The organism is Paraburkholderia sp. BL6665CI2N2 (assembly GCF_004366535.1).
In the GTDB taxonomy this organism is placed as follows: Bacteria; Pseudomonadota; Gammaproteobacteria; order Burkholderiales; family Burkholderiaceae; genus Paraburkholderia.
Window position 1 is genome coordinate 2,608,190 of the sequence record NZ_SORC01000001.1, and the last position, 13,372, is coordinate 2,621,561.

The 13,372-nt window shown below is 55.1% G+C and carries 8 protein-coding genes; 2 read left to right on the top strand and 6 right to left on the bottom strand.

Going from position 1 to position 13,372, the window contains the following annotated elements:
• The first annotated feature begins 102 nt into the window (after positions 1-102).
• Positions 103-4,074 carry an SIR2 family protein gene (locus tag B0G81_RS11655; RefSeq protein ID WP_166678982.1) on the top strand — a complete coding sequence of 1,324 codons (3,972 nt, stop codon included), beginning with the start codon at positions 103-105 and terminating at the stop codon, positions 4,072-4,074.
• A gap of 231 nt (positions 4,075-4,305) precedes the next feature.
• Here the strand turns inward: B0G81_RS11655 and B0G81_RS11660 are convergent, their stop codons facing one another.
• Both B0G81_RS11660 and B0G81_RS11665 read right to left on the bottom strand, forming a co-directional pair.
• Positions 4,306-5,670 (bottom strand): hypothetical protein, encoded by a 1,365-nt coding sequence (locus B0G81_RS11660; protein ID WP_134135492.1) that lies wholly within the window; start codon positions 5,668-5,670, stop codon positions 4,306-4,308.
• Between the two features lie 56 nt (positions 5,671-5,726).
• Positions 5,727-7,079: a hypothetical protein gene (locus tag B0G81_RS11665; RefSeq protein WP_134135494.1), complete on the bottom strand. Its 1,353-nt coding sequence runs from the start codon at positions 7,077-7,079 to the stop codon at positions 5,727-5,729.
• Between the two features lie 482 nt (positions 7,080-7,561).
• Between B0G81_RS11665 and B0G81_RS11670 the strand changes: the two genes are divergently transcribed.
• Positions 7,562-8,419, top strand: a complete 858-nt coding sequence (locus B0G81_RS11670) for a hypothetical protein (RefSeq protein WP_134135495.1) — start codon at positions 7,562-7,564, stop codon at positions 8,417-8,419.
• Positions 8,420-8,616: 197 nt separating this feature from the next.
• On the opposite strand, the gene B0G81_RS11675 is transcribed toward B0G81_RS11670, so the two are convergent.
• The 4 genes from B0G81_RS11675 to B0G81_RS11690 all read right to left on the bottom strand — a co-directional run bounded on the left by B0G81_RS11675 (position 8,617) and on the right by B0G81_RS11690 (position 12,669).
• Positions 8,617-8,892: an HU family DNA-binding protein gene (locus B0G81_RS11675; RefSeq protein ID WP_134135497.1), complete on the bottom strand. Its 276-nt coding sequence runs from the start codon at positions 8,890-8,892 to the stop codon at positions 8,617-8,619.
• A 163-nt stretch (positions 8,893-9,055) separates the two neighbouring features.
• Positions 9,056-9,871, bottom strand: a complete 816-nt coding sequence (locus B0G81_RS11680; RefSeq protein ID WP_134135499.1) for a Dam family site-specific DNA-(adenine-N6)-methyltransferase — start codon at positions 9,869-9,871, stop codon at positions 9,056-9,058.
• A 153-nt stretch (positions 9,872-10,024) separates the two neighbouring features.
• Positions 10,025-10,777, bottom strand: coding sequence for a hypothetical protein (locus tag B0G81_RS11685; RefSeq protein ID WP_134135501.1), 753 nt, complete (start codon positions 10,775-10,777; stop codon positions 10,025-10,027).
• Positions 10,778-11,502: 725 nt separating this feature from the next.
• Entirely contained in the window at positions 11,503-12,669 is a 1,167-nt protein-coding gene (locus B0G81_RS11690; RefSeq protein ID WP_134135503.1) for an AAA family ATPase, read from the bottom strand.
• Between the last annotated feature and the right edge of the window lie 703 nt (positions 12,670-13,372).

The window sequence follows — 13,372 nt, forward strand, 5'->3', positions numbered from 1 at the left end:
GCGCAGCCACGTCCTGTCCGTTAGACTTCGCCCGTCAATACGCTTACCCGTAACTTGCGTGCTGGGTACCACTCGCACATGGTCGGCGCGCGTGTCCGTGGCATGAACCTTACAAATTTATCAACAATGACAAAAATAGACATCGAGCCGGGGAAAGAGAATAGCGTCGAAAGCGAGATCCAGAGAATCCCGAACGGAGTTCATCTTTACAGAATCCGGGAGGCGCTCTCCAAAGGTCATGCCGCTGTAATGATAGGTTCGGGATTTAGCCGGAACGCACAAGGAGGTAAGCGATTGCCGGTGTGGGACGGCCTCATCGATGCCCTGCTGGCGGATATCTATACCAGTGGCGACGCAAGGAGCGATGCGCGAAAAAGGCTGGGCGGAATCAGTGGGATGCTGCGGCTCGCCGAAGAATATGCTGCGGTTCGCGGCCGGGCACAGCTCGACGCACGAATGCACGAGCTGCTTCCAGACGCTGGTGTAGTCATGCCGGGCGATTTGCATACAAAGCTGCTGTCCCTGAACTGGTCGGACGTCTACACGACCAACTACGACACACTACTCGAGCGGGCTCTCGACACTGACCGCAGGGAATTCAACCCTGAGATCGACCGCAGGTATCAAGTCGTAGTCGCGGCAAACGACGTCCCGTTCTCCAAGACCAACGGCCGACCACGCGTAGTCAAACTGCATGGAAGTCTGCGCACAGGCTCGCGCCTGATCGTAACCGAAGACGACTACCGCGCTTATCCAACGGACTTCGCACCTTTCGTCAACATGGTTCAGCAAGCCATGCTTGAGAACGTATTCTGCCTTATCGGATTTTCGGGAGACGACCCTAACTTCCTCCTTTGGACCGGTTGGGTCCGCGACCGGCTCGGTGGGAAGTCGCCTCCGATATATCTCATCACGTTAAAGGCAGCATCAGAGGGCGAGCGACTCATTCTTGAGCGCCGCAACGTGTTCCCCATCAATATTGCCAGTCTCGGTTCGCTTGACGGCAAAGCCGACCATGCGGCGTCGCTCAACGCGCTCCTCGATTTCTGGAAAGATAAGCCACCGCCACGGCAAGCTAACTGGCCGTTTCACAAGCCCGCCAACGAGCTCAGGCCCACTGGCACGGACATCGACAATCTTGTCGGTTGGACGGCACTCGCCCAGCAGAACCGCAAAGAATACCCGGGCTGGCTAGTCGCGCCGGCTGACAATCGTTCGCGGCTCGCTGCTTCATCTGCGACATGGAATGTGATATTTGCTTATCGCAAGCTACCCGCAAATACTCCGCGCTGGTTTCGGTTGGTTATTCTGACCGAAGTCCTATGGATACTTGAAACCGTATTCGATTTCCCGACCTCGCAGGTCGCTGACGATATTGCGGAGCTTTTACGGCTAAAGCTCCTACTCGACAAGTATCCGCCGATGGAGCAGTTTCCTGAGGCTGGGCTCCATCTCAAGCCATCCGACAGAGAGCTTCTGCTCCATGAGTCACGCCTACTGATCGCTTTGCTCAAGACGGCTCGCGAAAACGGTGACTCCACGGCGTTCAAGCGGTGGAATGACGTGCTGGATCGCAAGATTCCCCTGTCGATCCGATCACCAGAAATCCAGTGTCAGTTCTTATACGAACAGATACTCGTCTATCTGGAAGAGCGAAAACGCGACGCAGCCATCACTATTATCAGGCAGCTTGAGTTGACCAGCGGGTCCGACGTAGATCCGTATTGGCGGATTAGGGTCGGCGCGCTCCTTGGCGAGCAGCAGATTGTCGATCGCGGTCAAGCACTTGTGCGTAGCGGTCTGCATAGCATTCGAGAGACTATTCAGGCAGAGGGTGAAAGCGCATTCCTCCTATCACGCGAGCAATGGGCAGAGAGGCTGCTCGACGTGTTTGATTTCGCGGTAAAAGAAGCTCGAGAGCTCGAGACCCGAAGGTCTCGACGTCGGCTTGCAGCAGAAATAGCGGCAGATGCGGCCGCGCGCACCCTCGAAACGCAGCCTCCCGAAATTGGCCTGCAAGAAGTCGTCACCCGTGAGCGCAGTCGTGACACACTTGAAACGGACGAAGTGGCAAAAATCCTGCGCGATGAACGCACACTTGACAATGTAGAGCATCCGCTCTTCCAGACCCGACTTATTCTGCGCGAAGTTGAAATTGCGAAGGCCGCTCTGGAATCTACAGGCATTAGCATCGACGCGGTGTCGCTGCCAGAGAGGCGCGCAGAAACGGCTATCCGCCAGGAGGCATTTATCGCTGCGATTACTTACACTCGCGTCGTTGAGCGTGCCGCGTTGGTCCCATCGATCGGAAAGATCGGATTTTCAGCCCAGAATCTTGCGACCTGTTACCGGATTCTGTCAGAGGCAGGAAACACCGCAGCCTGCCTGCGGATTTTATATCGAGCCAACAGCGGTGCCACGTTAGCCTCTGCGGAGGCGCTGTCACTGCACGCCATTGCCGAACTGCCCATTAGTAAGGCAGAGAGCATTTTTTCCCGTTTCACCCAAGAAATCGAACGTCACATTGACGACAATGACCAGGCGTGGGATCCAGCTCAAATTGCCTCGCTCAAGTTTGCCCTGGACATTGCCTCGCGGGTTACCTTCAGACTCGATCGAGATCAGGCGGTTGTACTGGCCGAGCTTGCGATTCGCCTATATGGACACCCCGGTCTACATCAGAGCACTGCTTTGCATCGATCCTTCGGATCTTTCCTTCGGCGAGCATTTCGATTGCTCCCCGAGCCCGATCAGGGCGGGTTCGCACCCAGGCTGTTCTCATCACAGCCAGCCAACGGAGCGTTTGAGCGCATCAATTATTGGCCGGATTCCACAGAAGTGCTCACGGAGCTTCAAATCAGGCCAACCCGTGGCGGCGAGTGGCCTGCAACCATCAATAAGGTGCTTGGTCAGGCGGAGCATGAGCCTCAATCAGGGAACGAGGGGGAAATTGCGTTCTACTTCCGCCAACTCGATTGGCTCTATCGCGAAAAACTGATGTCTGCTGCGCAGGAACACCGCTTTGCTCGGCTGATTTGGGCGGGTGTTAAACGCCATGAGTTGCCCGTCGTACCGCGTTTTTACCGTGGGGCGGCGCTAACGTGGCCCAAACCGAGCGAACGAACGGAAGTCGCGGAGAGTTTCCGTGCATGGATTAACGCAGAGCCCATTGAGCGCATCGAGAAGCCGATTGAGCATATGGGAAAGACAGTAACGAGTTTTAGCGGCGTAAGCGAAGCCTTGCTCGTCAATGTACTTCTGTCTGTTGCTAACAATGCGAACTTTGACTGGACGGAAGATGATCTGTTAGCCCTATGCAGCAAGATTGAAGATTGGTGGCTCGAAGAGGGAAACAATCTGACTGTGCGCGCAGTGGCTGAAGATGACAGCACGATAATGAGCTATCTGCCTGCCCGGCTGCGGCTGATCGCGCACGTGTTGCATCGCGTTGTCGCTCCGCGCATGCGGCGCAGAGTTCTCGAAGACAGTGGCGCCGATACATGGCTGCAAAAACTTTGGGAGGCGGGGCTGCTGCTGGATTCGCCACTTCTTCCCCTCCTGTTCGCAGGCCTTGCATGGTGGCCGGAGCAATCGGATACCGTCATTGACATGACAATTTCCATCCTGACAAACCACAGCGACCAACAAGCCGTGGCCGCTGGTCTCAGCGCCGCCGGTGTCTGGTTAGCGACGCTTCCCAATCCTACCGAAACATCCAGCCGATACGTGACGTGGCTTGTCGAGAGCGTGCGCAGTCCGACCTGCATTTGCCTCGACCTGAAACTTGACAGCATCGCCGAGCTGTTAAGGTTCGGATGCGAACGGCACTTTCAGCCGTTCAAAGCTACTCTGGCAGTTGCGCTTAACGGCCTTCTTTCAGAGCTGCAGGACGACCGACCTACGCTAAGCCAGTTAACTGCCGCGACAAGACCTATTCTACGAGTCGCTGCCGCCGCCCTTCTGGCTGCCATGCGCGACACTCTTGCTCCGCCGGGTGGGCAACCTGCATGGGTGGGTGCCATGGAAATGGCGAAGTCCGACAGATTGCTGGTGGTCAGAAGACTTATCATGTAGTCATTGGATGCGCTAGCGGCTGCATTCATGCGGCCTTTCCAGCCATACCGTTCTATCGACCGGCTGCACTACGTCGAATTCATGTATCGGCTGGAACTCTTCTTTTCATGCGGTGGCCCACGCCAGCTAACTCGCCGGCGTGGGCGCTACGTGAAGCCAAGGCATTTCAGAAAGGCAATCCGTTCGCGAGCAGTACGTCTCACGACACCGCGTCGATGCCCGGGTCAGACGTCACGGAAGGACCTTGAAGCGTTTGAAAAGCGCGGCGAAGAATGTATGTACTTCGTTTGCGCTGGTTTCACTGCGCAACTCCGCCGCACCAAATCTGAAAACCTCATAGCCGGCGAGCTTCAGATCGCGATCGGCCGAAACCATGGAGGCATACCGCGCAGGATCTGCCATTCCGGTCGTTCCGTCTGCGTAATGATGTTTGCCGTCCACTTCTATGACAACGCGTACGCCGTGGGGAAGAAGGAGCAGGAAGTCCATCCGGAATCGCAGCAATGCGTTCTTCCCGCGCTCGCGCACTGTTTTCGGGTCCCAGTGTAGCCAGACTTCGGGAAGCAGCGCGGGCAGTTTCGATGCGGCGGGTCCGAAGCCTCTATAGAAAGATTCGAACAGAATCATCTGCGGAGGTGAGTTCTCCGGCATGCAGCCTTTCAGCCGCCTGTATAGTTGCTTCTTGGCTTCAGCGCCGTCATTGACACCTCGCGACTCACTCCACCAGTCCTGGAGATCTTGCCATCGCAGCCCTTCCTGTCCGATTGGGCGATCGTAGACCAGGACCTTGTCAGCGTCTGAAGCAATTTCAATGTCGTTATCAATTGCGTCCCGGAACCGGATGTCTGGCTTTTTCTCAGACGCAAAAATCAGATTCTTGGGACGGCCGCGCGCGTTGTGTAGTGAGACAACCGAAAACGAAGGATATCCGCCTGCCAGCCCTGTCTGCCGTAGCTCAACACCACAACCACGCAACGGTTCATTCACGCAATCGACAAAGCGACGTTGATCTTCTATGTCTGGCCTGACGTCTGCATCGGCCAGGCCTTCAAGAAACAGCGCAAACCGCTGGTCTGTCGCTTCATACACTCCAAGCTCATCGAACAATCGTTCGACCGACCAGTCTCCCGGGTTCCGATGTACGTGCCGCTGGATAAGTCCCGCAAGTCCTGTGTCTTCCCTTCCTGCCAGGCTAGCGAACGGGTTGGTCTCGATCACCCAAAGCAAGTCCAGCAGTTCGTCAAAACGACGGGCATCGCCGTATAACTCAATCCGCTCCATTGCTCTGGCCACCTCCCGGCGGAATCGCTTCGGAATCGAAGGGCAGCTGTTGTCGGCCCACAGCAAATCCTGAATGCGATTACGCGTGCCGGGGTCACGCAACCCCCGCTTCAGCAGTCGCTCTGCGGTCGCTGGGACTTGCTCGTTAAGCATGTCATCGAAGCTCGCAAACAGGCGATCACGTTTCGAGCCCGCATTAGCCGGTGTCGGCATTGCAAGTTCGACACACAAGGCGTCCAACGTGTCATGCGTGCATGCGTCTTTCAACTCACCCACAATCGGGCGCAACGTCGCGCGCAAGCCGGCTATATCCATTTCCACCTCGTCGATAGCGTTTCCCAACGTACAAGAACTCGACGCCCAGACTTGGGCTACTCGACTTCAGTTGTGGTTACGGAGTAGAGAGGATGCCAGCGCGGCGCGAGCGTTTCCAGATAACCGTCAGCAGTCACCTGATGGTGTGCCGCGCCGGGTAACATCATAGGGTCAAGCGGATTTTCGGCGGACGGATTGTGATAAACATTCATCCCTTCAATCCATGTTTCCGTGAAACCCCTGTCATTGACCTTGCGCGCAAAGCGCTCCCTGGATACGCAGGAGGCCGCAACTTCGATTGCGAGGCCCTCTTGTAACATCTGGACCCGTCTGGATCCGAACTGCGCAAGAAACCCAATCCGGTTAAATTTGGAAACGGTAGCGCCAGGTGCCTCGATGACTGCGCTAATGTGCTCGGCCTCAGGCAGGTCAAAAAATCCAGAACGCACGCTTTTCTTTTCCCATCGATGCTCTTCAACTTTGCGTGGGACGATAACCGGCTTTCCCGCTGCGTCCAGTGTTTCTTCATGTGCCCACCCGTACAGGTAGCGAGGCAGGCTCGCTCCCTCGAGCTTCAACGAATCCGGCGTCAGAAAATCGTGTATTGCGAGGACGAGCGGAACACCTTTAGCGTTGGGGCTCAGCCAATAACGTTTCTCTAGTTTTCTGGTAAGAGCACCCGAAAATCGAGTCGGCATGTAGTCGTTCAGAAAGGATTGACGTTGCTCCTCTGTATCAACACGTGGCAAAGGCATCGTCACTCCCTTCTGGTCTCGGCTTGGATTCACGGTGGTCGCTTCAATGCAGATTCTTCCCCGCAGTCCGCGCGCTGTGAAATCAGGAATTGCACTCTCACGATCGATGGTATATCCCCCCTCCACCAGCGTCGCAAAAAGATACAGCTCCCACATGCGGCTATCGAAGCCGGTTGTCTGGAACTGCTCGATGAAATTCCCATCGGCGTCTTCATGCCATCGCATCATGGGCTTGGCAATCTCAAGCGCAGGAGAATAATCTTCCTGCGTCGTCATCGCTACAAATTCAGGACTCAACCTCTGGACAGCGCGAACAGGAGTGAAGAAGTCAACGGGCTTCCCTTTTTCGTCTCCCTGCCCTCGTTCCGCATCGAGATTCCGATAGACGGATTCGACCGTCGGTGCTGCCGCCTGGATAACGTCGTCCACCGTGGCGAGAAATTTCGTCATTTGAACCCAACGATACCGTTCCTTGCGATCTCGAGCGAGCAATATCGCAGCATAGTCGTCGTCGCTTAAGTCCCGTATGACGACGACGAGCAACGCTTCGTCGTAAGCCTCAAGCCAGCGTACTTCTTCAGCCATAAGTGCCGTTTCGGGTCGCCGACAGTAGGCAGCTAGCGCTTCGAAACGAACTCTCGAAATGTCATTCATGATGCTCTCAGTTATCTGTCTTTCTATGCTCACCAGCGCCCCCAAGTCCGCCGTCTTCGCTATGCCGTTAGCAACGCGTTCGCGTCACCGCCCGAAACCCCATACTTATCAGTCATCTACATGGATTTCCATTCCCGTTATCCACAAGGTGTTCAACAGTTTCTGTGGACAAGCTGTGGCTCAAATCCCGGGGCCCATTGGAGACCGCGCGGCAGCGCACGCCAATCCGTCGTTTACCTAGCCAAGGTGAATGCTAACGACCCCGCGTTCGCGTCGAGCGCGACGCCATAATTTTATACACCTGCTCATGTCATCAACACTTATTGTAAAGCATTGAATCCATTGAAGTTTCAATTGGACCGCGATTATGGGCAACACTAACATTCAGTGCATGCTCATTGGCAGGAAGGCAGCCTTGGCACCGCCGGCACAAACATACCTTGTGTGCCGCAAAACGCAACCAATATCGGAGTCTTAACCGGATGAATACAACCCCCGCACCCGAGTCGATGCTTGTAGAGATTCCCAACTCTATCGACCGCCTGAAAAAGAAGGCGAAGATGCTAAAAAGCCAACTTGACCCGGCGAAAACATACGGTCTGGCGAGAATGCAACGAGCAGTCGGAGATTGCATAGGCCGCAACATCTCCAACGTATTTTCCGGGCGCGAGCCACCGACTCTGGTTTTTCCCGCAGACATACAAGTGGATGACCTGCGAACTTTTCAGAGGCAACGCGAAGTGGCCGTGATCGGTCGCCTATTCCCAGAAATGACACTTCTCGAACTCGAGGCATATCTGTCCAAATGGAATTTGGTTTACTGGGGCGAACCCGGGTCTTTCTCAACCGGAGGCATCCAATCGACGGCGAGCTTACCGCAACACCAATACGGCAGGACCGCATTCGCGTCGCCGCAGCCGCGAGACGACGTTCTTCTACTCGCGGCTGACCAATTATTAGAGCTCGGCGTGACAGAACTGCCCGCGCCGACCGAAATCTTCATGCCGCCATCAATCGATCTAGCGATGGATAAAGCAATGAGGCTCGCCGAGATTGTGCAGTTTTCCACTCCAGCGCTGGCATATTACGTCACGGCGCGGATTTTCGGATTTTCCGACTGGGAGAAATTCACGGATCAGTTTCGACTTGCCAATCGGTCGAGGTTTGATGAGGAACTCGCACCAGACGCCCTTCGCCGTCGAACATCATGGCAAGCAAAATTTCTTCAGACGCTGATGAAAATTGACAAACTAACCTCCCTCGAAATGCTCGGTGCGTGGAAGCCGACCTCGCAACCGCCGGGGGCCAGACTCTCCAACGTCCACGTTCGACGGGTGTAAAAGTTCGCGATGATTTTGATCATCTACCCTGTTGCCGCTCTGGACGAATCGCTCGACTCAAGGTTGCGCAGAAGTTACCGCAGAAAAACTTGGTATCTTCGACAGCAGTGGCGGGCATTGCCAGCAAAATTCCTGTAGATCAAGACGGTGGGCAGACCTGAAAAATCACCCAGCAGACCCACCGTCCGACGCAGGCATCATGCATTCACGGCATCTTTGAACGCCTTGCCAGCAGTGAACTTTACAGTCTTCGCCGCAGCAATCTGAATCTCCTGGCCTGTCGCTGGATTACGGCCGGTTCGCGCCGCACGCGAGCCTTGGCTGAATGAGCCGAAACCGATGAGCTGTACCGAATCCCCTGCAACAATCGCTTTCATCACGGTACTAACGAGAGCATCAAGCGTTTCGCCAGCCGACGCCTTGCTCGCACCGGTTGCAGACGCAACTGCATCGATGAGTTCCTGTTTATTCATGCGACCATCCCAATTTTTTTGTGGAGATATATAAGTGCCACCCGGCACTATCTGTCACTGTAACGCAGTATCGGGGCCGTGCACCAGCGTAACGAGCCATCTCTGGCGTCGCAGCAGAAGTGATACTCAGCCGCAGTCGTCCGACATGAAAGCGGCCAGAATTTCATCGCCCCCCCCGTTTGTCGGCGGCCGCGCTTATCGAACGGTGTGCCGTAAACGTGATTATCTTTGCATCAGCATAGATTTGACGCGCCGCCACACAATCGTGATTTGATATCAGGACCGGTACCCCTCGGGCGGCCAGCTGTTTTGCCACCGAAACAAGCTCCAGTTGCCGTTGCATGGCGAAACCGCCAGGACCGTACGCAGTAAAGCTCCGTCCGACATCCCGGTCAAGATACGGCGGATCGCAGTAACAGATGTCACCCGGCACAGCAGAAGCCATGACCTCGGCGAAGTCGCAATTAACAAACACGGCTCGGCGCGCTTTCTCGGCGAAAGCTACTATCTGCTCAAGAGGAAATCGGGGAGCACGTTGGAGATGTCCGAAAGGCACATTAAATGCACCTGACCTGTTGTATCTACATAGCCCATTGAACCCAAATTTGTTCAGGTAAAGGAACTGGGCGGCGCGCCTCAACGCATCCTGCTCAAGGTTAAAGGCTGCCCGGATTGCAAGATACTGTTCTGGCGTACAGAACCGCTCGTCGAAATACCCAGAGGCTAGCTCGACGAACTCGTCCGGTCTCTGTGATACAGCCTGATAAAGCTCGACGAGATGTCCATTGTTATCGCCAAGAAGGTATTGTTCGTAGTCGGTCCCGAGGAAAACCGAACCACCGCCGACGAAGGGCTCAATAAGACGCCGCCCAGGAGGCAACCGGGAAACAATGTGCTGAAGGATTCGGGATTTGCCCCCGGCCCACTTGAGAAACGGCTTTGTAAGCCGTGCGTTTTTTGACGTTGGATGTGTTTGCATCCAACGTCAAGCGACCGTTTTTATCCCCCTACATGACTCCGAGTCACTAACATCTGGCGCCTGTCCGCTGCTGGCGGTTTTGCCTTGCCAATGATACCAGCCGCCACTTCCCCCCACATACGTTAGGTCTGTCGAGTGTGTAACCGATGATAGTTACCTTGCCGCTAGCGCCCGCGCCTGGAGCAGGTCACTGAACGTGGCGAGCTTCTCTTCAGCGATAATCGCGTCGAGCCCCGGAAATTTTGGCGCTATCACGCAGGCTCCATGTATCAGCCTCGGGTCGATTACTACTTCAGGCTGCACGAATACCACCGGAAGCGTAGCGAGATAAACCTGCCGCAGGATGTCCCTGTTCAATCTCAGCATCCCCCCTGCGGACAGCTTCCACGTGGAATACAGCTGAAGCCGTTCGAATTTTGGCCCACCACCTGCCAGTATGCGCACCACTTCCCGGGTGATTCCATACGCGGCCAGAATGACGCACAACCATGCTCGTGGAAGCCGACGGACGCTGTGAAACCGAGGCTCATCCACATAACCTAAACCGCAGGGTGACGGGACCCATTTTTTGCGCGCGTGAAAAGGCGCTCGCCCAGTGTCGAAGTACTCGTCCACCATCGCAAACGCCATCGCGTCTGCATCATATGCGCCAATATCGATGAGTTCACTGTGCAAGAGGCTACGGCGAATCTGTTTCGTAAAACTTAACTGTTCCGCGTTCAGGCAATTTTCGGCGATAAGACCCAGAGCCCGACGGGAAATCTTCGCACAGGTGAGCGTATCCTCTCTCAATGCATCGTCAATGGACATTCGACTATCTTCGGTCGACACAAGCACGCTCAAGTCGGATGCAACCTGGCCAATCACCCTTACCTTGTCGGGGGCAAAACAAATGTCGCCGGGCATTGCGCTGCTTTGGCGAACGATATCGAAAGCTATCTCCCCGTAATCCAGAAAGCTAGCGTAGTCTCTCACAATTGCGCAAAGCTCCGGCACTCCCGAATTCCCGTGTGTGACCAAAGACAGAGCCCATTTTCTATACGGCGAAAATGCCCGTTCAAGGCTATCTGCGCTAGGTCGACGGGCAAGCAGTTCATGGTACTGCACCGATTTACCTGCGATGGGTTCGGTACATGCCGGACACAAATAATCCATGCACCTGTTCGCCTGCGTCCACTCCGGCGATGGACAGTGACATGACGCGCACGAATTTCGCAATCGCGAATCGTGTAGGGGGCACACCTCGAGGCCACGAAGCTGAAACCAGAAAGAGTGGTAACCGCCTGCAGTACAGTCTGGACAGAACTTGAATCGGCCGTCAAACAATACGCTGCGCATTATTCCCAGCGCATCCATGACGTTGACCTCGTCTGGCGGAGCGGGCAGTCCAAGCAGTACTGAACCCTGTGGCATCGGCACTGGGTCGCCACGCGTACCCCGACCTACACCAAAGTACCGTCGGACATCGACCTGTGTGTATCCGTTTGAAAATCCGACACGCAGTTGCACGCTTAGAGTCGACTCGTGAGGGAGGATGGGCAATCGGGAACCCACCCATGAGCCCTCACTTCCACGGTCAGAAAGCCTTGGCATCAGACTTTTCCGCTAAAGATTCGCAATTATCCGTAATGTCACGTAACAACTTCTTCCGGGTAGTCATCATCGGTTTCGTCGTCCTCCAGTTTGTCATCCCAGGACCCGTCGTCGACGGGCGGCCCGAAGCCGGTTTGGGCCAACGGATTATCCCGTTTGTGCTCAAGGGCAATACGCATGCTGGACTCCGCTACCGCTTCATCCCAGGCTTTACGTTTTCCTTTGAAATCAGGTGCGTCATTTTGAGACTGGAATCCAAGAAAATCCTGGATCGACCAGAAAACCTGCCTCGCGGGATATCCCAGATGCTCACTGTTGCTCATGGACTCCCGCAGCGCCCCAAACAGTCTTCTGGCCTCGTCTTTCAGGCGGAAGCCGTTTGTGAACGCCTCGGGCAGGAAGAACGCTGTCCATGGAACACCATTCCCATCAAGCTGTTTATCCACCTTGTCCAGAAGATCCGCGATGTCCCCCAAAGTGCTATAACTTCGCAGCCGCACTTCACGACTGGCAAACCGGCTGACGAGGTCGAAACCACCGGTTCGTCTGAGGCGTGCCACTGCTTCGCCAAGTTCCGGATTCTGACCGAACAGAAAGGTCACAAGCTGGGTCTTCTCCATTGCAAGGTCATTGCTGAGATCCTTGAGAAACCGCATCTCCATCGGCCTCATCTGCTGTGCTTCATCGATAAACAGAAAAACTGCGTTATCATCCGCAGCGGCGGCCTTGTCGACAAGGGCATTCGTCAACCGGATTCGCAACTGCGGTGTTTCACCACGAGTGTCGTCAATGCCGGCGGCATTGAGAAACTGCATATGAAACCCCCGAATCGTCGGACTATGACTACCAGTGTAGTTAAGTCTCACAATCGCAATCTCTCCGTCAAACTCCTCCTCCAGATCTTTTGTCACAGCGATGACGGCACTCGTCTTCCCATCGCCTGGCGATGCCGGCACCCAGATTCCCGAGCGTCGTCTGAGCACCGCGTTGTGAATAGTCCGGTTCAACTCCTCGATCGGCTTAGTCCAGAGCCTCACTCCGCTTGCTTCATTGTTGATAGGGTGTTGCTGAAATGCCCGTATCAGCTTGCGCTGCGCCTTCTTACGGGCCTTCGCCTCTGCCACCAGTTGCTCTGATGTCAGCTCCTCAGTTGCAGTCTGGTCGCCCTGCCTCTCGTCTGCATGCTCTTCGGACGATCCGTTCATCGCCTATGCCTCTTTACTCATAGCTACTCCTATTAAAATTCCGTGTTATTGAGACCATCTGCTCGCGCAATCCACTCGATCCTCAAGGCATCAAGGCTACAGACATGCGCCCTCTCCCGTCTGACCCACACAAACGAGACCAATTGGGTACCCACTAATACGAGGTCGTGAGTCACATCCTCGACGGTCTGTCTCTCAAATCCTCGCATCCAGCGTACGTCATCAATAAATAGATAGATGACGTTATCTCTGGAGGCTCTCGTTCGATCGAGGCATGCGCGTACCACTTGCGCCCTTAAAACCGGAAAGGCGCCCTACCTTTCTCAAGCTCCATTGCGCAAAGAAATCGTAGAAAAAACAGTTGCGAAGTAAAGCCTGGATCTCGCTCACAACGAAGCTGGATTACAAAAGCTTTACTGGATGGCGCGGATTTGGCGCGCTGCAAGCTCGTCTTTCCAGTCCGTCAATGGAAATTTTCGGCCCAGATACACCCCCATCTGGCGCAAAAAATCCAATGTGCTGTCCCGTATCGGCCGCTAGTGCGTATGCCGTCCGCGCGTCCTCTGGATGAAGGAACATAAGAACTGGGCGCCGGTGATATCGCGCAGTGGTCAGAAACCCGTCGCAGGTGATTCTGATTCCGAGTGCCTCGATATAAGGCAAGACACGTAATCTCCCACCGCTTCGGACAGTACGTCGCATC